Annotated in this window: 30 protein-coding genes and 1 pseudogene; 16 read left to right on the top strand and 15 right to left on the bottom strand. The window is 43.4% G+C overall.

The window, feature by feature from the left end; genetic code table 11:
- Window positions 1–101 precede the first annotated feature (101 nt).
- The 3 genes from P5683_RS15345 (at window position 102) to P5683_RS15335 (ending at window position 1,018) form a co-directional block, all read left to right on the top strand.
- Window positions 102–338: a hypothetical protein gene (locus P5683_RS15345; RefSeq protein WP_192808262.1), complete on the top strand. Its 237-nt coding sequence runs from the start codon at window positions 102–104 to the stop codon at window positions 336–338.
- A 255-nt stretch (window positions 339–593) separates the two neighbouring features.
- On the top strand, window positions 594–794 hold the full coding sequence (locus P5683_RS15340) for a type II toxin-antitoxin system HigB family toxin (RefSeq protein WP_235720187.1): 201 nt from the start codon (window positions 594–596) through the stop codon (window positions 792–794).
- Between the two features lie 2 nt (window positions 795–796).
- On the top strand, window positions 797–1,018 hold the full coding sequence (locus tag P5683_RS15335) for a hypothetical protein (RefSeq protein ID WP_006622783.1): 222 nt from the start codon (window positions 797–799) through the stop codon (window positions 1,016–1,018).
- 252 nt (window positions 1,019–1,270) lie between these two features.
- Here P5683_RS15335 and P5683_RS15330 read toward each other — a convergent pair whose 3' ends face one another.
- From P5683_RS15330 to P5683_RS15315, 4 genes are read right to left on the bottom strand one after another with little or no spacing between them, the layout of a single operon-like run.
- Window positions 1,271–1,426: a hypothetical protein gene (locus P5683_RS15330; RefSeq protein WP_006668942.1), complete on the bottom strand. Its 156-nt coding sequence runs from the start codon at window positions 1,424–1,426 to the stop codon at window positions 1,271–1,273.
- Between the two features lie 48 nt (window positions 1,427–1,474).
- Window positions 1,475–1,633: a hypothetical protein gene (locus P5683_RS15325; RefSeq protein WP_006622780.1), complete on the bottom strand. Its 159-nt coding sequence runs from the start codon at window positions 1,631–1,633 to the stop codon at window positions 1,475–1,477.
- A complete protein-coding gene (locus P5683_RS15320; protein ID WP_006622779.1) occupies window positions 1,630–1,785 on the bottom strand; it encodes a hypothetical protein in 156 nt (51 codons plus the stop codon). The genes P5683_RS15325 and P5683_RS15320 overlap by 4 nt, the downstream gene beginning before the upstream one ends.
- 42 nt (window positions 1,786–1,827) lie before the next feature.
- The gene (locus P5683_RS15315) at window positions 1,828–1,956 is read right to left on the bottom strand and encodes a hypothetical protein (protein WP_008056050.1); all 129 of its coding nucleotides are present in this window, start codon (window positions 1,954–1,956) and stop codon (window positions 1,828–1,830) included.
- Between the two features lie 243 nt (window positions 1,957–2,199).
- Between P5683_RS15315 and P5683_RS15310 the strand changes: the two genes are divergently transcribed.
- Window positions 2,200–2,451: a hypothetical protein gene (locus P5683_RS15310; protein WP_006622777.1), complete on the top strand. Its 252-nt coding sequence runs from the start codon at window positions 2,200–2,202 to the stop codon at window positions 2,449–2,451.
- 98 nt (window positions 2,452–2,549) lie between these two features.
- On the opposite strand, the gene P5683_RS15305 is transcribed toward P5683_RS15310, so the two are convergent.
- The 4 genes from P5683_RS15305 to P5683_RS15290 all read right to left on the bottom strand — a co-directional run bounded on the left by P5683_RS15305 (window position 2,550) and on the right by P5683_RS15290 (window position 4,927).
- Window positions 2,550–3,257 carry a hypothetical protein gene (locus tag P5683_RS15305; RefSeq protein WP_315640243.1) on the bottom strand — a complete coding sequence of 236 codons (708 nt, stop codon included), beginning with the start codon at window positions 3,255–3,257 and terminating at the stop codon, window positions 2,550–2,552.
- A complete protein-coding gene (locus tag P5683_RS15300; protein ID WP_187758232.1) occupies window positions 3,250–4,437 on the bottom strand; it encodes an AAA family ATPase in 1,188 nt (395 codons plus the stop codon). The genes P5683_RS15305 and P5683_RS15300 overlap by 8 nt, the downstream gene beginning before the upstream one ends.
- A gap of 130 nt (window positions 4,438–4,567) precedes the next feature.
- A complete protein-coding gene (locus P5683_RS15295) occupies window positions 4,568–4,690 on the bottom strand; it encodes a type II toxin-antitoxin system HicA family toxin (RefSeq protein ID WP_108615277.1) in 123 nt (40 codons plus the stop codon).
- On the bottom strand, window positions 4,691–4,927 hold the full coding sequence (locus P5683_RS15290) for a type II toxin-antitoxin system HicB family antitoxin (RefSeq protein WP_046318820.1): 237 nt from the start codon (window positions 4,925–4,927) through the stop codon (window positions 4,691–4,693).
- Between the two features lie 84 nt (window positions 4,928–5,011).
- On the opposite strand from P5683_RS15290, the gene P5683_RS15285 reads away from it, so the two are divergent.
- From P5683_RS15285 to P5683_RS15270, 4 genes are all read left to right on the top strand, one after another.
- The gene (locus P5683_RS15285; protein ID WP_108615183.1) at window positions 5,012–5,383 is read left to right on the top strand and encodes a type II toxin-antitoxin system RelE/ParE family toxin; all 372 of its coding nucleotides are present in this window, start codon (window positions 5,012–5,014) and stop codon (window positions 5,381–5,383) included.
- Between the two features lie 4 nt (window positions 5,384–5,387).
- Window positions 5,388–5,711 (top strand): helix-turn-helix domain-containing protein, encoded by a 324-nt coding sequence (locus tag P5683_RS15280; protein ID WP_006622772.1) that lies wholly within the window; start codon window positions 5,388–5,390, stop codon window positions 5,709–5,711.
- Between the two features lie 520 nt (window positions 5,712–6,231).
- The gene (locus P5683_RS15275; protein WP_006622770.1) at window positions 6,232–6,450 is read left to right on the top strand and encodes a DUF2281 domain-containing protein; all 219 of its coding nucleotides are present in this window, start codon (window positions 6,232–6,234) and stop codon (window positions 6,448–6,450) included.
- Window positions 6,451–6,452: 2 nt separating this feature from the next.
- Window positions 6,453–6,743, top strand: coding sequence for a type II toxin-antitoxin system VapC family toxin (locus P5683_RS15270; protein ID WP_006622769.1), 291 nt, complete (start codon window positions 6,453–6,455; stop codon window positions 6,741–6,743).
- A 161-nt stretch (window positions 6,744–6,904) separates the two neighbouring features.
- Here P5683_RS15270 and P5683_RS15265 read toward each other — a convergent pair whose 3' ends face one another.
- The 3 genes from P5683_RS15265 to P5683_RS15255 form a co-directional block, all read right to left on the bottom strand.
- A complete protein-coding gene (locus P5683_RS15265) occupies window positions 6,905–7,174 on the bottom strand; it encodes a hypothetical protein (protein WP_006622768.1) in 270 nt (89 codons plus the stop codon).
- A 199-nt stretch (window positions 7,175–7,373) separates the two neighbouring features.
- Window positions 7,374–7,589, bottom strand: coding sequence for a hypothetical protein (locus P5683_RS15260; protein WP_111890891.1), 216 nt, complete (start codon window positions 7,587–7,589; stop codon window positions 7,374–7,376).
- Window positions 7,590–7,592: 3 nt separating this feature from the next.
- Entirely contained in the window at window positions 7,593–7,982 is a 390-nt protein-coding gene (locus P5683_RS15255; protein WP_396442570.1) for a type II toxin-antitoxin system VapC family toxin, read from the bottom strand.
- Window positions 7,983–8,416: 434 nt separating this feature from the next.
- Here P5683_RS15255 and P5683_RS15250 point away from each other — a divergent pair, with 434 nt between their 5' ends.
- The 7 genes from P5683_RS15250 (at window position 8,417) to P5683_RS15220 (ending at window position 12,817) form a co-directional block, all read left to right on the top strand.
- Window positions 8,417–8,641: a UPF0175 family protein gene (locus tag P5683_RS15250; RefSeq protein WP_006668951.1), complete on the top strand. Its 225-nt coding sequence runs from the start codon at window positions 8,417–8,419 to the stop codon at window positions 8,639–8,641.
- Between the two features lie 16 nt (window positions 8,642–8,657).
- On the top strand, window positions 8,658–8,897 hold the full coding sequence (locus P5683_RS15245) for a hypothetical protein (RefSeq protein ID WP_006668952.1): 240 nt from the start codon (window positions 8,658–8,660) through the stop codon (window positions 8,895–8,897).
- 240 nt (window positions 8,898–9,137) lie between these two features.
- Entirely contained in the window at window positions 9,138–10,307 is a 1,170-nt protein-coding gene (locus P5683_RS15240; RefSeq protein WP_006622761.1) for a phosphotransferase, read from the top strand.
- Between the two features lie 24 nt (window positions 10,308–10,331).
- Entirely contained in the window at window positions 10,332–11,435 is a 1,104-nt protein-coding gene (locus P5683_RS15235) for a T3SS effector HopA1 family protein (RefSeq protein ID WP_111890889.1), read from the top strand.
- A gap of 188 nt (window positions 11,436–11,623) precedes the next feature.
- The gene (locus P5683_RS15230) at window positions 11,624–11,851 is read left to right on the top strand and encodes a DUF433 domain-containing protein (RefSeq protein WP_006622759.1); all 228 of its coding nucleotides are present in this window, start codon (window positions 11,624–11,626) and stop codon (window positions 11,849–11,851) included.
- Window positions 11,852–11,856: 5 nt separating this feature from the next.
- Window positions 11,857–12,222, top strand: coding sequence for a DUF5615 family PIN-like protein (locus P5683_RS15225; protein WP_006622758.1), 366 nt, complete (start codon window positions 11,857–11,859; stop codon window positions 12,220–12,222).
- Between the two features lie 427 nt (window positions 12,223–12,649).
- Window positions 12,650–12,817, top strand: a complete 168-nt coding sequence (locus tag P5683_RS15220; protein ID WP_315640237.1) for a hypothetical protein — start codon at window positions 12,650–12,652, stop codon at window positions 12,815–12,817.
- 136 nt (window positions 12,818–12,953) lie between these two features.
- On the opposite strand, the gene P5683_RS15215 is transcribed toward P5683_RS15220, so the two are convergent.
- The 4 genes from P5683_RS15215 to P5683_RS15200 form a co-directional block, all read right to left on the bottom strand.
- A complete protein-coding gene (locus P5683_RS15215; RefSeq protein ID WP_315640235.1) occupies window positions 12,954–13,700 on the bottom strand; it encodes a peptidylprolyl isomerase in 747 nt (248 codons plus the stop codon).
- Window positions 13,701–13,751: 51 nt separating this feature from the next.
- On the bottom strand, window positions 13,752–15,494 hold the full coding sequence (locus tag P5683_RS15210; protein ID WP_315640233.1) for an HlyD family efflux transporter periplasmic adaptor subunit: 1,743 nt from the start codon (window positions 15,492–15,494) through the stop codon (window positions 13,752–13,754).
- Window positions 15,495–15,604: 110 nt separating this feature from the next.
- On the bottom strand, window positions 15,605–18,319 hold the full coding sequence (locus tag P5683_RS15205) for a peptidase domain-containing ABC transporter (protein ID WP_315640231.1): 2,715 nt from the start codon (window positions 18,317–18,319) through the stop codon (window positions 15,605–15,607).
- 57 nt (window positions 18,320–18,376) lie between these two features.
- Window positions 18,377–18,955, bottom strand: coding sequence for a helix-turn-helix domain-containing protein (locus tag P5683_RS15200; RefSeq protein WP_008056029.1), 579 nt, complete (start codon window positions 18,953–18,955; stop codon window positions 18,377–18,379).
- Between the two features lie 475 nt (window positions 18,956–19,430).
- Between P5683_RS15200 and P5683_RS15195 the strand changes: the two are divergent.
- A pseudogene (locus P5683_RS15195) lies at window positions 19,431–19,635 on the top strand (AAA family ATPase); the annotation flags it as partial.

Below are 19,635 nucleotides of genomic sequence, written 5' to 3'. Positions count from 1 at the left end.
GAGCTACCTGAAAGCGGGGGGCAGGAAGCCCCCGTGCTTCAGCCGGGGGTGCTGACTCTTGTTCCTACTTCTAGGTTTAAGGGCGATTCTAATTGCAAGGATTGACCATCAAATATGGCAGTGATTTCTTGACTGTTCATATAGATATTGTCTGGACAAGCAGGGTTGAGATTTTTGGTTTACAGCAATTGTACCTCAGAAACCGATTTTCTGGCACAATCTCTGTGAGGATGCAGAAACTCTCACAGAAGGTTTCTGAGTCTCAGGGGATATGGTATCCGCAATTGGAGGGCGATCGCTTTTACATCCCGGAGAGAATCGTTGAGTTTCTAGGGTAAATATTTGTGGGCATCGGGTTTCCTTCCTCAACCCAACCTACTTCCTGACTAACTCTTTAAGATTCGCAGAGGAAATCGCCTTTTTCGTTCTTGGGAGAGGAAATTTAAGGAGCGCGACGCAGACATTAAAACCGATGATATAATTGGGTAATATCCCTGAGTTTCATTATGCACGTTATCACACGCAAACGGCTCAATGAATTTGCAGCAAAGTACCCGGACACAGAAAGCGCATTGGCTCGTTGATATCAACTGGTGAAATCAGGAACATTTAATTCCTTTGTTGAACTTCGTAACGAGTTTCCCAGTGCTGACCAAGTTGATAACCTCACAGTGTTTAATATTGGTGGGAACAAAGTACGGTTAATAGCGGCGATTCACTATAATCGACAAAAAATTTATATTCGGGCAGTTTTGACTCATGCAGAGTATGATCGAGGAAAATGGAGAGAGTAAAAATGTTGAGCATTGATGAAACTCAAAAATTGTGGCAGCCCCTAGCAACTAAATTAGTCATTCCCCGCGATGAAGCCAGTTATCAAGATCTGGTTGATTGGCTCGATCGCCTGATTGATGAAGTTGGCGAAGATGAAGCACATCCTCTGGCTTCACTGATGGATATTCTCGGTGTTTTAATTGAACAATATGAAAGCGATCGGGTTCCTGAACTTCAAGACTGATGGTTTACTCTGAAGCAATGAGTTAAATCGGTCTATTTATGATAATCGATCGCCCCTCTATTTCTCGATAAAATCACCCTGGGGATTTTTCACCACAGGGACACAGAGAACACCGAACAATGAGAGCGATCGCCTAGATTTGAAGAGTCATTTAATAAGAGCGATCGCTATCTACATTCCCCTACTTCAAATTGTCCAATTTTCTATTGCTAATCCTGCCACTTTGCTAAAGTCTCCATGATTACGAGTTAATCAAATCATTGGCTGAGAAAGCGCGATCGCCGCCATTCGCGCATCCATCTGAGCCAGTTGAATCGGTTGTGAGTTTAACTGGTCTAAGGTTTGGGAGGCGATCGCATCAAAAGGGAGAATGGGTAATCGTTGAAAGTCAGCTACTAGCCGTTCCATGATTTCATAACCTTTAACCAATTCATTGGGATAACGAGGGCGGTTAATCTAGGCATGACAGCCCAACATTGGTTCCTGAATTGTGATAATTGAAATCGCCAAATTATCGAGGGTATATTGAGCCATTCGTGCCAAAATATTGTGATCATCTGCCCCAGATTGACCTTGCAGAATGCTCAGATCATCTGTATCTAATAAATATCTCATTTTATTTCTGAGGGATCTAATACCGACTCATCCCCTCGGCGAATGGCTTGCCCTAATGCGAGGATTTCTTCAAAAGCCGGTTCATCTTTGAAAGAGCCGCTAATTTGCTCTAACCAGTTGCTCGATTTGGGATGGGCAATCTGTTTTTGCATCTGACAGAAGGTTTCTGAGTGTAGGGGATATGGTATCGGTAACTAGGGGCGATCGCTTTCGTGGCTGCTAAGATTTAAGCAGATGTAGGCTGTGTCACCCTCTGCCAAAAATGATGGGAATAACCCAAATCTCCTATAGCGTTTCTCATCTCCATAAGGTACGGCCCTCACCCCAAACCCCTCTCCCAGAAAGGGAGAGGGGCTTTGAAACGTACCTCATGAGTCCGGGAACTGCTATAGCTTAGAGTCACAGCCCCTTGACCGGGGTAAAGGCGGGTTCGGGAGAATGGCAGTATTTGGCAAAAATTAGCCTGGGTATTTTCCTGGTAACGCCCCTACTTTTGGGCTTGAATTGCATCGTTGCCATTTGTATGGATTAGAGTTAAAATCGGAGCAGGTTAACTGAGTAAAATTATGTCAGAACATACCCTGATTCTATCTGAAAAAACTTATCAAGCCATCCTAGAAGTCGCCCAAAAACAAGGGTTAACTCCCGAAAGTTGGATTTTATCTCAACTTGAAAAACCCCAGCCTGAAGCGGAACCGTTATCTGAAAAAATCGGTGACTTAATTGGGGCGATCGATAGTCAAGCTGAACCATTACATCAGTTTGATTCAACTTATTTTGGCGCACATATTGATAAGAAAAACAGGGTTTATGACTGACCTCATGTCAGGGTTTTGTCTCATCACCCTTTTCAGGCGATCGCATCGAAGCCCCTAAAAATACACCTTGACAGAGCTAGAGAAAAAGCACCAAGCCCCTACTCCAAGGAACGGACTACCGTTAATACAGTCTGCTCAAAATTGGCGGCTTGGGTACAAAGTCCTTTGACTTGTGTCCAATGCTGGGTAATGCTTGGCCCATGAACTTGGTAATCTCGCTTGTTTTTCTTGATGCGCTGTCCCTTGGGTAGGGTTGCCAGTCTATTCTCTAGATTGACATTGCACTCCCCTTGGGCTAGGAGGGGATGCCCTGGAGCTAGTACCGCCGCTGCTAACCAGGTACCGGAGGATTGGGCAGGTAGGCAGAACACCGTCCGATCGCCAGGAGTAGCCCCTCCTAACCAGCTTTGAATCGCCATCATCAGAGCCTCCACCGTATCAGCGACGGGAGGACAGGGCTGTGAGCAGGGGAGAGTTCCCCAGTTCTTCGGCTGCGCTAGTTCTGCCACCGCTGCTCCACAATTGTCATATTCACCCGTCGATACATCCACATCCACATGAATAATCAGCACATCAAAGCTCATCAGGGTGGGGTCCGTATCCAGGGAGCCATGATGCCTCTGTTGCGCCGCGTCACACCATTTCAGCACACCGCCCCAACCGCCTCCCATTTGCGGTTGAGTCGCTTCCGGTTGCACCAGGGTCATGATAAATGGATCGGGTAAGATGGCTTTAAGGGCGGCTTGAATCACTTCCAAATCCGTTGGCCCTTCGGCTACTAGGGCAATTTTTAACGGATCAGACATTGGGCACCGCTCCTAGATGCCCCATAATCCAGAGGCGTGAGAGGGGATATTGCTGGTTCAGTTGAGTAAGTTCGGGGGTGAGTGTGAGGCGACGGATACAGGTTTGACCATTGCTATTGCGCTCTACCACAAACAGGCGCACCTCAGAATCCAGTAAGTCCAGACCATCGAGGGCGGCGGGATTATGGACCGTTAACAGCAGTTGGCGATCGCAGTCATTATCCTGAAGCCAGCCCGCAAGACGGGAAATCAGCCGGACCAGCAGTCGGGGATTCAGGGCTTGATCCAGATTGTCGATCGCCAGCAGTCGGGGAGCTTGGGGTAACAGGCAAAGCACCGCCGCCAAGATGACATAAAGTGCGCCTTCGCTGGCATCGTAGGCGGTGAGTTCGTTGCGGCTTTGGTTCATGAAGCGATCGCTGAATTTCAGGAGGAGCTTAGTCCGAGGCACCTTGGGCGAGAGCAGATTCGTTCCATAGCTGGTGGTTTGGATATCAGCCACCCAGTCGATCAACTCCAGCACTTGCTCCAGAATCTCCTCACCTTCTTCCCCTCTACCCTCTAAATATTCGCGCAGGGAGGCAAACCCTTCAGCGAGTAGTCCACCGCTCACACCCAGGGGGAGGCGCGATTGTTGGTCCGGGACAATGCCACGCAGAGTGGGAGTGTTCGGGCAGTAAATGGCAAATTCCTGGAGGCGCTGCATCAGTTGAGCCGCCGGATTCTGGGGGTCTAACTCCACCAACTGCAAGGCAGCCAAGCCCGCTTTGGGGTTGAGGTTCTTCTTGTTGCGAATGCCATCAGAAAGAATTTCCTGATTGCCGTCGCTGAGGACTTCGGTTTTATAGGACCAAGCCGGTTCAGGGGAATCGAGGGGGTTGAGCAAAGAAACGCGATAGGCTTCGTTACCTGAGCCGGTGACCTCAATGGCAATGTGGGCCGGAGTGCGATCGGTCGCAAAAGAGCTTTTATACAGCCTGGGTAAGCCCGCCCGCACCCCACGACGCAGCAGGCTTTCATCATCAACCACGCCATTAGCTGCCGCGCCTAAGACTCCCAGAGCTTCCAGCAAGTTACTTTTGCCCGCTCCATTGGCCCCAATGAAGCAATTCACTCGGCCAAGTTCTAGGGTGGCGGAGTAAATGGACTTGAAGCCTCGAATTGTGACCTTGCGAATCATCGTCATCAGTATCTTATCCCATCCTCTCCTCCCATCGGGGCAGCAACCTCTCCCTCACGGGTTCAAATAAAACCATTATGGCACAAAAGAGGCTAGGATGATTGCTGGTTAATTGAATCGGGGTCTTTTTTCACAAGTCCTCCTCGGTGAGATTGGCTACTTTCATCAATGCCTTTAAAGTGCCAATTTTTAATTCCTGATTACTATGGACAGGAATAGAGAGAATTTTGGGTTCTGGGGGATTGTCGTAAATCTAGTGGCTTCCTGTAATTCTCTGTAAAAACCAGCCCTGTTTTTCCACAATTTCGTCTGTGGGCTCTGTTTTTTTCCGGCTATTATTCGCAACACTCAGCCAACCCTCAACGGCGTCTTGTAAATTCTGCGTAACCTCTTCCCAGGTATCGCCTTCGGTAATGCAACCGGGAAAGGCTGGGACTTCTGCCCAATAGCCCCCTTCTTCTGCTGGATGAATAATGGCTTTAATTTTCATAAACTTAGCTTCATCACTTTTTTTAGTGCAATATAGCAGGATTCAGGGATTGACATGATCTGCCAAAAGTAGCATAATTGAGGTATGAGTGAATTACTAAAACCAGTTGAGTGGGTTGGCAGTTCTCTTGAGGATTTAAAGGAGTTCCCCGAGGAGGTTCGGCAAGGTGTTGGTTATGCGCTATATCTGGCTAAATGTGGTGAAAAGCACCCGTCTGCGAAACCACTCAAAGGCTTTAAGGGGGCTGGGGTGCTTGAAGTTGTCGAAGATTTTGACGGAGACACTTATCGAGCCGTTTACACTTTAAAGTTAGCTGGGGTGGTCTATGTCCTCCACGCTTTTCAGAAGAAGTCAAAAAAAGGGATTGCCACGCCTAAGCAGGATATTGAGCTAATCGAGGGAAGGCTTAAACGTGCCAAAGAACATTACTCCGAACATTACATCAATCAGCAGTAAAAATATGAATCACCCGATTAAAGTACAAGCAGGAAGTGGCAATGTATTCGCCGATTTAGAGTTAGAAAATTCTGATGAATTACTGGTCAAGGCAGAACTTGCCCGGAGAATTAGTGGTATTATCGCCGCCCAAAATATGACTCAAACTGAGGCGGCAGAAATGTTGGGAATTGACCAGCCTAAAGTGGCGGCATTAGTGAATGGCAAGCTATCGGGTTTTTCCACGACTCGGTTGTTTCGTTTTTTAAATGCGTTGGGTCGGGATGTAGAAATCGTAGTAAAACCCAAGTCTTTCAGACAAGCTGAAACACGAGTGGTGGGGTTGTAAGGGAAGATTAAAGGCGATCGCTCCTAACTATCGCTCCTAACTATCGCTCCTAACTATCGCTCCTAACTCGGCTTGGTTTTCTTTACTTCACCATCAAAATCTCGTCCACTCCAACGGGTTTTTCAACCGGGTTGGCGCGACAAAGTGACAACTTCTCTGCCGCTTTCTGCTTCCTTTTTGCCGAGGTCTTCAAATTTTGAACTAAACGAAAATCTATGTTGCTGGCATTGATGGCCGGGATGTGTTATCTTGAAAACAAGAAAACTATAGCAATCCTAAATCAGTTGTGACATTTTCTTCTCCCCTCTCCCGTTCTGGGAGAGGGGTTGGGGGTGAGGGTCTTCCACAATTCATTTAGGAATGCTATAGGATTAAGTGAGTAAAAATCACTAGCTATAGTCCACTGGTTGGGCTTCCATAAACCCCCCGGGTGGACTGACCCCCATCAAATTCCGGCTTTTGTGAAAGCCAGATATGAGAGTTAATTGATTCATAGAGAGGCATATTTTTAAGTAAAAAAATGATAGAAAATGCCATTTTAAAAAATGTGGAAAAACTCCCAGAATCTGTCAAGCAGTCAGTTTTGGACTATACAGAATTTTTGGTGAACCGATATGCGGCAGACGCTGTTCAAACCGCCAAAGCACCCCAGCGAGGCGGACTGGGTATTTGGCAGGGTCAAATCTGGATGTCTGATGATTTTGATGAACCTCTGGAAGATTTAAAGGATTATATGTAAAGATGAATTGCCTACTGGATACCCATACTTTACTGTGGTACTTGCAAAACAGTGAAAATTTAAGTGATAGAGCCACCGAAATTCTGGAAGATGCCAATAACAATCTCTCCGTAAGTATTGCCAGTTTATGGGAAATTTCAATTAAATTGGGTTTAGGCAAACTTAGGTTACAGAAATCATTCTCAGAATTAGAGGAAGTGCTACAACAACTAAAAATCGGCGTTCTGCCCATTACATTCGCACTATACGGAGTTCTACCTGAGCTTACCCCTCCATCATCGCGATCCGTTTGATCGGATTTTGGTGGCACAAGCCATGAATCATCCCTTGGTTTTGATTAGTCGCGATTCGGCTTTTGATGCCTATTCCATTCACCGAGTCTGGTGATAAGTTGGCAGGATGTGAATATGGGGAATAATCGGTTCAAAATCTCTATTAACGATTCCGGTAATCATCAAATTCTCTTGCTTAGTCCACCGAAGCGACGGACATAGCCGGAACCGATTCGCACAATCCAGATTTGAGCATCAGGGTGAGTGGCTTCAAGGCGATCGCACGCGGCAATTTCACTAGGATCGACTTCAAAATCTCCAGTTTCTAAATCAATCGCCATAATCTTGCCCTCATTACCTGCCTCTACTTGTGGGCGAACCTTAAATTCATAAATTTCATCCCCAAGACGAGCGAATTCCTCTTTACTGTAGCGAGGTTGTTTAGTGGTCATAGCTTTAACTTTCCTAAAATGGCTTGACCTGATTAATTTTATCATACCAACCTACGAGGGTTTTGATTGATGGTAATTGGAACTGAGAAACCGGGTTGATGGCAAAATCTCTGTGAGGATGCAGAAAGACAGAAGGTTTCTGAGTGTAGGGGATATGGTATTTGCAATTAGGGGCGATCGCACCTAACGATGGCTCATCCTAACTGGGCTTGGTTTTCTTGACTTCACCCTCAAAATCTCGTCCACTCCAACGGGTTTTTAAACCCGGTGGGCGCGACAAATTGACAACTTCTCTGCCGCTTTCTGCTTCCTTTTTGCGGAGGTCTTCAAATATGGCATTCAAATCGTAGTTGAAAGACTTGGCATAGCGATCGCGAATTTGATGGATTTCTTCGACAATTTCATCTTTCCACATAGACTAATCTCCCATAAGTTCGTTTGGCGTACAGAGAACAGGCAAAACATAGCCACAATCTAGACTAATTTCGGCCAATTTTCCTTGAATTTGGGCATTGGCGATATGCTTGCAGTTCCATGTTAACAAATAATCCATACCGTGAACAGTGGCAGCAGCTATGTGGATCGCGTCTATCTTGGCTTTAGGGGGCAAATTGCTTCGGTCTAAAAATTGTGCTGCCAAACCTTCTACCGCTTGATTTAAAGCCAGCAAAGGAAAATTACCTAAAATCTCTAGTCGTTGGGCGGCGATCGCTGGATCTCCTTGTGCCACTTCGTCTAAAACGGCTTCTGATGTATAGAGAGTGAAAGTGTTCCGGCGCAGTTCCCACCAGTCCCTTGTAATTTCCATGTGGGCAGCGATAATCAAGTTTTTGGTCTATCTAGCGGTGAGATACCCTAAAATACTTGTTTCGATGTAAACAGTCTCATTCATATAGATAAAAGTCAAGTCACTCTATTTTATGCGAAGGCGATCGCCTATATGTGGAGAAACCGGGTTTCTAGTGACACCTCGCTCAAGAGAGTGCATCCCCTGGAGAAACCCGGTTTCTATATCTATGTTACAACCATTGGAGGATAGGCGCGATCGCATCCCCGTTTCGCAGGGAATCGTGAAGTTGTTAGATTAACAAATTGCTGAGGGTTGTTGAGAGTTGTTGCCTCAAACCCATTGACCGGGCTAAGGAGCAATTTCAAGAGGCGATATGGTATCCGCAATTGTGGGCGATCGCTTTCGTCGCTGCTAGGATTTAAGCAGGAGATTTCAGCCTAGGAGAGTTCCCGATGAGTTTAGTGATTTCCGATGATTTAGTAAAGGCTAGTGGCTTTTCTGAAAATGAGTTATTTGGGGAAATTGTGCTGATGTTGTTTCAGCAAGATAAAATTAGTTTGGGTAAAGCCAGTGAGTTATTGGGGTGGCATCGGATGCAGTTTCAAAAACTGATTTCTGAGCGAGGTATTTGCGTCCATTATGAGATTGATGAGTTTCAGCAAGACCTCAAAACCTAGAGGAAACGGAGTGATTATGATTGTTGTCAGCAACACTTCACCCCTTATCCCATTTTTAGCGAAGGTCGAGCAATTTAGCCTAATGCCTCAGCTTTATGGTAGGATTTTAATTCCCTGTGCGGTGCATGAGGAATTGTTGGATTCCCGGGCTGGGGACACTGTGATTACAGCAGTGCGATCGGCAATTAGGATGCACAAACCTATCACAGAAACCCGGTTTCTTTGTCTCCCGTGGAGAAACCCGGTTTCTAGTTGACATCTTGGTGAGGAGGCAAAAACTCTCACAGAAACCCGGTTTCTTTGTCTAGGGAGCGATCGCAATTAGCAATAAAACAATCTAACAGCTTGTTTGACTGGCGAGATTAGTTGAAGTTTAGACATAATTGTATTAATTATGTCTTTTTAATACAGATGAAGAGGTTGGCAATAAGGCTATCATCAATTATGATGAAAATCAATCAAAACAGAGCAGCCATATTTGAGAATAATTGTAATTATGAAATTTGTGTTAAGTTCTCAAAATGTTTATGACTATTTAATCGACCAAAAAATCTGCGATCGCTCCCTAGAAAATCCAGGAGTAGAGCAGGTTGAGGCTAAAAATTTTAATTTATTGGTGACTTTACCAGAGGGTCGAAAGTTACTGGTTAAACAAGAACAATTTATCAATTCGGAAAAAGAAACTGTGGGCGAGTTTTTTGGGGAATGGCGAATCCCCAAATTTCTACAGAGCTTTCCTGAATTTGACCATTGGCGTAGTTTTCTGCCAGAATTACTGCTCCACGATGCTGATAACTCAATTTTAGTTTCTACTTATCTGGATAATTATCAGGATTTAGCAGAGTTTTATTCTAAAAACAATCTCTTTCCGGTTCAGGTTGCTGCTCAAATTGGCAGTTGTTTGGCGACGATTCATCGTGATACCTGGAATCAGAGTATTTATCGGGAATTTTTTGTCCAAGAAGAGGTGGCAGGAAAACCCAAAGTATCTCCGCTATTATTAGAGAGTTTGGAAAGGATCGGTCCTGAAATTTTTGGTATGGCTCCGATGGATGGATTGAAATTTTTTGCACTTTATCAACGATATGATAGCTTAGGAGAAGCAGTTCATCAAGCAAGTGAAACTATTTCTCCTGTTTGTCTGACTCACAATGACCTCAAGCTGAATAATATTCTCCTGAATCGAAACTGGGAAGATATTAATGGAAATGGGATCCGGTTGATTGATTGGGAAAGGTCTGATTGGGGAGATCCAGCATTTGATTTGGGAATGGCGATCGCTAGTTATCTACAAATTTGGTTGGGTAGCTTGGTGATTAGCAATTCTCTCAGTATCGAAGAGTCTCTGCGACTAGCCACGACTCCCCTAGAATTACTTCAGCCATCTATCGGTGGGTTGACTTTAGCTTATTTAGAAACTTTCCCAGAAATCTTAGAATATCGTCCTGATTTCTTAAAGCAAGTCGTACAGCTAGCCGGTTTATCTTTAATTATTGGGATTTTGGCAATGGTTCAGTATCAAAAAATCTTTAATAATACCGGGATTGCTATGCTTCAGGTAGCCAAGGCTTTGTTATCTCGTCCTGAATCATCAATGCCCACGATTTTTGGGGCTACTGCTACTCAGTTAAATCAGATGAATTCTTCTGTTGTTGGCAAAGTTTAATATCGTTGAGTATCTTGAAAAATCATGTCATTACTTAATTCTCAATCTCATCAATTAGCCTCTGAAGTTGGAGGTCGGTTAAAGGAAGTTTTGTCAGATATTGTTGAAAATGTCCAAATTTCCGCCGATTTTTCGATTCATCATCCGAACTATCAACCCTGGGAAATGCCTGCTGAGATGTTGTCTCGGATTCAGGCTTTGCCCCAGGAAATGCAGGATAAGTACATGAGCTTACAGTTGCGGAGTTTTCTTTATGGCATTTATTATAATGGGTCGATGCAAGCATCCCAAGCATTAGGTTCTGAGAATAAGGATCAGCAATTAGATTTAGAGAATAATAGTTTTGCTGGCGTAGATATGCCTTTTTATGTGCAGTTAGAAGAAGCGAATAAGGGTGAAGGTTATTTTGATGCGGGTTGGTCGATTTTGAGAGAAGAAACCGATGGCAGTTTGGCTGTAACTAAGGGCGGTTTGCGGCTGCATATCGAACGGGAAAAGCATCTTCAAGAGTCTGAAAAAGCGGCAGCAGTGGGGGATGTTGTGTCAATTTTGATGCCTAAGAATTTGGTGCAAAATGGCTTTTATATGGCGGTGGGTAATGCCGGTTTACAGAGAGAGGAAGCTATGGTGCGGATCTATTTTAATGTTACTCCTGAAGGTGCGGTGGCTGTGATGGCTGGGTTGACTGAAAGGTTAAATGAGAGGGGCATTCCTTTTAGTTTTAAGGCTTTGTATAATCCGGCTGATTATCAACGGTATGATGCTGGGGTGCTTTATTTTGGCAAAACAGATTATGAGTTGGTCAGGCAGGTTGTGGCTCATGTTTATCAAGAAAATAAGTCTGTTTTTAAGCCAGAAATACCTTTGTTTACTCTGGAGTTAGCACCGGGTTTGGGGTTGGCGGAAGAACCGGACAAAAAGTTTGGCAGTGAGGAGAGTTTTGGGATGAATCGCTGTCAGATTATAGCTAATGGGTTATTGATGGCTTGGCAACAGGAGGACAATTCTGCGGCGGGTCGGATTGCTGCTATTTCTGAGCAGTTTTCTGGGTTGGGGATTGATTGGCAGCGTCCTTATTTGAATGCAGATTCTGAGGATGTTTATCAGGGATTAGAGTTCGCAGGCTGATATTAGTCGCCTATCTGGGAATCAAAGAGCGATTGCCTCCGGGGTGCTGCGCGAACTCCTCTTGGAGCAGAGCTCAGGGAGTCAGAAAAGCGATCGCTTCGACCAGGCTCAGATATCGCTCTCGTAGCCGGTTGGTTTTATGCTAAACTAGGACAAGTTATGCTTAACAATTTGGTAGAGGGCAAACCATGCTTAATTGGCAAGAACAAATTGAGAAAAACCCCAATATTTGTCATGGCAAACCTTGTATTAAAGGAACCAGGATTATGGTTTCGGTCATCCTGGATAACCTGGCTGAGGGATTGACATTAGCAGAAATTGTTGAGGAATATCCACCGTTGACTTTAGAAAATGTGCGCTCGGCGATCGCTTATGCGGCGGCACTAGCAAGAGAAGAAGAACTGTCGCCAACGTGATCATAATGCTCTTAGTCAAATTAGACGAAAATCTTAGTATTACCCATGCAGAGTTTCTCCGAAATGAAGGTTACGATTGCGATCGAGTTACTGATGAAGGATTGTCTGGTGAAGACGATGAAGTTGTATGGCAGCAAGTTTGTACTGAGGGACGCTTTTTTATTACTCTCGACTTAGATTTTTCTGATGTCCGACGTTTTCCACCCGGAACTCATCCGGGAATTTTACTGTTGCGTTCTCGCTGTGGAAGTCGTCAGGCCGTGCTTGATGTTTTGCAGCGGGTTGTGCGGGAAGATCCACTGGCGACTTTACAAGGTTGTCTGGTGGTGGCAGATGACATACAAACCCGAATTCGTCGTCCGTCTGTTTGAGGCTGATGATTGAGATTAAACAGAGCGGTAAGGGTCGCTATGCCGTCAGGCTTATCGCCTATCTGGGAAAGAGCGATCGGCCCATCGGTAGATTTTAGCCTCATTAGGGCATAGGGCTATTTTTTTGACCCGCCACCACCCGAACCCAGGGGAGAGAGATATAAAAAAGACATAATTGTGTTAGTTATGTCTCGAAAAACCAACCTCGGTGATACGAAATAATGGGAATTTGCGGTCATAATATACGTGAAATTACGGTGTATTGTCTGTAAAATTGAGACATAATTGTGCTAGTTAGATGAACTTTAAAGTTGCTCAACCCCTTGTCATTATTTGAGAGTTAGGCAATAATAAGAGTCATAGGGAAAGGAAGAGCATAACTAATCTGATTACCTCAAAGTAAAACTTATTCCAAGAGGAAACGAAAATGGCTAATATTACTATTTCTGACTTGCATCCTGCTGGTGCAGACTTGTTCTCCGATTCTGAGAGTTATCTCTATGATTTGAGCGAGTCGGAAATGCTTGGTACACTCGTAGGTGGGTCAGGACGTTGGCGTTTTAGGGTTTTGTGGACTTCTTTTTGCATCGGGTAGCAGAATACCTTGCACTTCAGCTGAATAGAATAGGAAATCTTGATTCATTGCTTGTTTGATGATTTTTCGAGGTTTTCAAAAGATGAAACCGAGATAGTTTTATTATCTCGGTTTCTTTGATATTTTGCTAAAAAACTTAATTGCAAATCTCAATATTTTTATTAGCTTTGAAGTTAATCAGAGAGTTACTAACCCAATCGTCAAATAGATCGGTCGCAATTTTATTTCGCAGCCAGTTGTCTAGCTTCCTTTCAATAATCTCTTCGACTAAAATCAAATGCACTCCCTTAGAAGTCACAATCGGTTTAAGAACCCCTGGTGATGTCGCCGCAAAAACAGCCGCCGAAATTTCTGGCTTCAAATCTTTACGATATAATATTCCTCGATATCCCCCTTTTCGGCGTAACTCTTTATCCTCAATATACTTGTGAGCCACATCATAGAAACTCATTTCCCCTTCCTGAATAGAATAAAATAATTCCATCGCTAAATCTTCATCCTCTAACACCACTTCATACATCACTACCCCAGCATAATCTAATTGATGCTCATAAAAATATGGCTCAATTTTATCCGCAAAAAGATGAACAGCTAGTTTGCTGGCAAGACCTTTACAGTACACAAATTCTTCAAAATCATCTAAAGACAGATGATTTTTTTTCATCCAAGCCCAGGTATCCTCTTCACTAAGAAGTTTATACATTTTTCGGTATTTGTCTGCCATCTCTTGAAGCTCCTCAGCTTCTATCTTGATTCCTAGTTCTTCTGCGGTATTTGCGATCATTTTATGGGTAATAATTGCTTCTATGAGTTCAGCAGTTGTTAGAGATAGCTTAACTTGTTTCAGAATATCTTCAGCCGTAATGGTAATAGATTGTGACATGATTGATTTTTCCTTAAAAAACTACAACATCGAAAGATTGCCAAAAGCTTTCTACAATTCTAAACCTCCTTGTTGTAACCTCTTGAATGGGTCAAGAATAAAATCAATAATGCGACGCCGACGCACCACCACCTCAGCGGTAGCCGTATCTCCCGGACGTAATGGAATACAGTCATTGCCACTAGGAATACAAGTTTGCTCTAACTCAATTTCTAGCTCATAAATTGCCACTTTACCCTGAGATGTTTCTTGCATTTTGGTGGTAGGAGAAATTTTGATTAAACTTCCCTCAACTACTCCATAGTCCTGAAAAGGATACGCATCAAACTTCATCTTAACCGCCATTCCTTCCTGTAAAGATCCACTTTCTGTTGTTGCCATTTCCGCTTTCAATAAAAGCATCGCTTCTTGGGGTGCTATTTCTACCAGCATTCCTCCTTGTTGTACCACATCTCCCACCCCAGAAATTGGCAAACTAAAAATAGTGCCTCCTTCTTGCGCTCTAACAACCCGTTTCTCTAACTCAAAATTCAAAGACTCAATATCTTTCTTGTCTTGAGCAATTTCGGCTTGAAGGCTAATTATTTGAGTCTGTAAATTCTTGAGTTGATCTTCAATTTTAGAAACCGCAATTTCACCGGAATGAAGAATAGTTTCAGAACTACTCTCTTGCTCCGCTAAACGTAACTCAGCCTGCTGAATATCCGCCTGAGCTTGATGAATAGTACGATCATAACTGCGTTTCTGTTCCGCCAACCGCAACTCAGCTTGTTCAATATCTGCCTCCGCTTGATGAATAATCCGCTCATAGCTGCTTTCCTGCTCTTCTAGTCGCAGTCTGGCTTGTTCAATATCTGCTTTACTTTGCTCCCAAATTCTTTGTCTTTCCTCTTTGATATCTTCCTGTTCAATTAACCGAACTTCTGTGACTACACCATCGTCTAAAAGATTGTCATATCGTTCAACTTCTCGGATTGCTTTTTGCCATCGCATTTCTGCTAAGATATATGCAGTCTCGCTATCCTGTAGCTGTCGTTTTGCTTGCCGAATTTGAGCCAGCTTTTCTTCTCTCTGTAAATTTAATATTCTCCGGAGAGCAGCTAAATTTTGTTCTGCTTGATCAACCTGGGTCAGTTTTTCCTGTTCCTGTAAATTGTATGTAGTTTTCAGGGATTGAAGGTTCCTCCTTGCTTGCTCCACCTGGGATAGTTTCTCTAATTGTTGAGACTGATTTTGCCGTTCTTGGGTAAGCAGTTCGGTTTCTAGGCGATTTTTTTGTTGCTCTAGTGTATTCAGTCGATTTTCTTTACTTTGCTGCTGAAGTTGTAGTTGCATAATTCGCTCACGAATAGGGAGACTGTCCAGTTCCATTAAAATATCCCCGGCTTTTACCATGTCTCCTTCTTCAATATTTAGCATTTCAACTTTAGCGGTTTGGGAATTAAGAGCAGCAGATGTATAAGTCAAATTTAGCTTTTGCTTAACCGTACCACCTTGCGGTTCTAACCGTCCCCTACCACTGCCTGTTTCATCTACCTGAGACAACATTCCCCAAGGCAAAGCGATCGCCACAAAAACGATTAAAAAATAGAGCAGTCCTCGCGTCCACCGCTGAGGTAAGGCATCTAATAGTTCCTTGGTGGCAAAAGACCAATCCGCCGAAGAATTTAGGTTGTTTGCTGGTAGATTTTGGTCGGTCAAAAGACTAGATTCAGGTTGTAAACTTACTAAGTCTGTGTCTAAACTTTTATGGCCGTTTAATTGGGTTTGAGCAATATCATTAAACTGTGGCATAGCTTTAATTATTCCAAGATTTACTAGGTTGAGTTTGAGTTGTCGATTCAGTGATGTCTACCTAAAGCTATTCAAGATTTAGAGATGACCATCAATCCTAGGGGGCAAAATTAATTAATTTGTTGGTGATTTAAATAGTAGTAATGCCCTTTTTTTGCCATTAAATGCTTGTGATTTCCTTGCTCTATTAATACTCCTCTATCTAAAACTAAAATTACATCGGCATTTCTCACCGTAGATAAGCGATGGGCAATAATTAATGTTGTCCGGTCTTTAAGAATTCTATTCAAATTAGTCTGAATAATTCGTTCTGACTCCACATCTAAGTGGGAAGTTGCCTCATCAAAAACCAATAGACGAGGATTGCCTAATAACGCCCTAGCGATCGCTAATCTTTGCCTTTGACCACCAGACAATAACCCCCCACCTTCACCAATCTGGGTTTCATAACTCATCGGTAACTTTTGAATAAACTCGTCAGCACCTGCTAATTGAGCGGCTTCGATAATTTCCGCCTGAGTTGCAGAAGGTTGCGCTAGAGTCAAGTTGTCCCGAATTGTGCCACCAAATAAAAAAGTATCCTGGTCAACAACACCAACCCTTTGACGCAAAGAAGGTAAAGCAATGCTAGTTATGTCATGACCATCAATGAAAATCTTCCCATCTGTAGGGGGATACAGCCCCAAAACTAGCTTAGAAATAGTAGTTTTTCCTGAACCAGAACGCCCCACTAAAGCTACAGTCTGTCCGGCTTTGATTTCAAAGCTGAGATTCTCCAAAACATTCGTTTCGCTCTCTGGGTGGTAACGAAATGTCACCTTGTCAAAAATAATATCTCCTCGTAAATCTGTTAAATAATAACGAGCCTGAGATTGTAAATCTTCCTCTGGTTCGGTATCAATCACATCATTAATTCGCTCGACTGCAATAATCACCTCCTGGAACTCATTCCAGAGAACCGTTAACCGCTGAAAAGGGTTTATTACATTGCCAATTAACATATTAAAAGCCACCAACTGCCCGATGGTTAACTCTCCTTGAATCACTAACCAAGCCCCAAACCAAAGCAATCCAGTGGTCACTAAAGATTCAATGGTTAAGCTAAATACTTGGAGTCGGTTGCTAATAATCTGACCAGAAAAGTTTTTGCGAATTGACTTGTTCAGGAACTCCTCCCAACGCCAACGTACCACTTGCTCAATTGCCAGAGATTTGACGGTGCGTACACCAGTCAGAGATTGGATGAGATAACCACTTTCTTCCGCTAAAGCCGCAAATATTTCTCGGGATATCTTTTGTAGAAACGGAGTAGCAATGAGAGCCAGCAGGAAAAAGGGTGGCACAATGACTAATGCCAGCAAAGCCATTTTCCAGCTATACCAGAACATAAGTCCCACATAGATAAAGACCGTGAGTAAATCTAATACAATAGATAGGGCTTCACCCGTTAGAAATCTCTCAATCTTGCGGTTTTCCTGCACCCTAGCCATGATATCCCCCACATAGCGAAACTCAAAAAACCGCAGGGGTAATCGGAAAGTGTGGGTAATAAATCCCACAATCATGGCTAAATGTACTTTGTTGGCAGTGTGGTCAAGGAGATATTGTCGTAACCCGGTCAAAGCAACCCGAAATAAACCAAAAATGACTAACCCTAATCCCACAGCCGTTAAGGTTAATGTACTGCCTTGAACAACTACCCGGTCGAGGAGTAGCTGAGTAAATAGTGGGGTAACTAATCCGAAAATTTGAATGACTACGGAAGCAATAAATACTTCTAGCAATACTTGACCGTGAGGACTGGCTAAATTAAAAAATTGCCAGAATGGGGTAGTATGATTTTTGAGTTCCTTGATTAAAGCTGTCGGTTGTAGGAGTAATGTATAACCCTGCCAACCTGTTTTAAATTCTGGGTATGTTAAACTCCGTTGACCAATAGCAGGGTCAGCAACAATGACTTGATTGCGAGTGATTTCATAAACTACGATATAATGTTTGCCTTCCCAGTGAGCGATCGCCGGTAATTTTTGTTTAGCCAGTTGGTCAATACTGGCTTTAACTGGTCTAGTGGAAAATCCGATACTTTCTGCCGCAGCGGATAGTCCTCGCAAAGAAGCCCCATTAGCATCTACATTAGCAATATCTCGAATGCGGTTGACACTAAACTTTTTGCCCCAGTAACGGGCAACCATTACCAAACAAGCAGCACCACAGTCAGAACCACTTTGTTGCTCAAAAAAAGGATAGCGTCTAGTAATATGCTGCCATAGATGAGTAACGCGCTGAGTGGGGCTAGGGAAATAAGCCTTGTTAACTTTTTGCTGGTGGGTTTTTAGATATATTTCATCTTTGATTGTGCTAATTTCCGCGATTAGTTCCTGGTCGTCATTTACGGATAAATCCGGTTTATTATTGATGGAAAACTTGCTTTTTTGTTCATTATCTTTAGCGGTAGCTAAATTGTACAAATACTCCTTAAATCGGGAATTTTTATGAATGATAGAGCGCAAAACTTGACCGGGAATATAACAAAGCTCTGCTTGAGGCGAAACCCTGACAGCATAATCTAAAAAGCCGGCTTCAGGAAACAAAGTACATTCCCCAAATAGTTGATCCGGATGCAGGGTGGTAATTAAGTCCCGGCTACTGTTAACCAGTCTTACTTTACCAGCGACCAAAATATATAAGCCATCGGATGCTGAGATACTTTCCAACAACAAACCGGGGTTAGGTTTGGAAAATTCAGCCGACTTAACTAAACTCGCTAACTCCTTTTCTGATAAAAATTCACCGATTAGACCAGATAGATGTTCTTTGGTAGTCATTTTTCCCTCGATAGTGCTTCCAACACTTAATAGCACTTAATAGATTTTTCATGATGATTAAGAAAATGCCACCTCCTCTGGAATGTCCCTAATCACAATGCCGCTTTTACTGGATTTTTTCGGCTCATTTTTTTCAAGGTTATTCGATTTTGGTCTGGTAGATAAGCCCATTTGTTTGAGCAGTCTGTTAATATGGCGATCGCTGATTTTAATCCCTAATTCCGCTTCTAAGTGTTCGCTGAGTTTCTTAGCCGTCCACTGTCGAGCATGATAAGTAAAATTACGGTTAGGCACCTTAACTTCTTTAGGGCTTTGAGTGACTAACTCCCTCAACCGCTGCAAGCATTGCTCGTCTACAGTTTGAGGTCTGCCAATTGGGCTACTATTCCACTGGTGAGCGTGACCAGACTTGGCGAGAGTTATCCAATGGCGTGCTGTACTATGGGAACAGCCTAACGCTTGGCAAATTTCGGTTTGGGTTTTACCCTCATCCGCCAGCAACATAATTTTAATTCGTTGATAATGGCGCTTAGACAACCCTTTTTCTAGGCTTTTTTCTAAGTGTTTTCTCTGAAAAGCACTGAGAAATCGACCAGAGTTATTGGGAAAATTAATATCAGTTTGAGATGATTTCATAAGCTGATACTCGTTAGGAGCAGAGGATTTTGGACACTCGGCGATATCTTTACAAAATTTAATATAAATTTTCAGTAGTATAGGGTCATACCGAGTGCGACCATATTTGGGCCGGACAAAGTCTTATAACTGAAACAGTTAGTGACTGTTTCATAAAATCAAGTTAATACCGTCTACAGTACACCACACATAAGGAAGCTAGACTAACTACTGATCATTATTCGCTCATCTACAGAGATCAACAATGCTTGATGATTGAAGATTGATCAAATGATAGTCCGACTGCACTTTAATTATTAGTTTATCATACGGAATAATTATTTGTCTACTCCATAAAAGTGGCATTTCAGGGGGGGTATTTTTGAGGCTTTTAGAAGTAAAAAAAGGGGATTTTGAGGGATTTTGTGGCAAAACAGGAGGAAATGTGGGATAATGGGGGTCAGAGCAAAACACACTATAACTGGGTTGGGCAGCTATGGAGATGCGAGAGGCGTTGCAGTGGACGGATCACCTGATATTTAACAAGACCGGAAAGCATCTGGACTCGCTGCAACGCGCTATTTTGGAGGGTGTATGGGAAGGTAAGGGATATAAGGATATCTCTGAAAAATACCAATGTACGAGCGATCACGTCAGGAAATCAGCGTCCGACTTATGGAAACTCCTGTCTGACCTGTTGG

Origin of the sequence: Limnospira sp. PMC 1279.21 (genome assembly GCF_032349615.1) — a bacterium.
Lineage (GTDB): Bacteria > Cyanobacteriota > Cyanobacteriia > Cyanobacteriales > Microcoleaceae > Limnospira > Limnospira fusiformis.
Note: the sequence above shows the minus strand (reverse complement) of the source record. Positions and strands in the feature narration are given on the sequence as shown.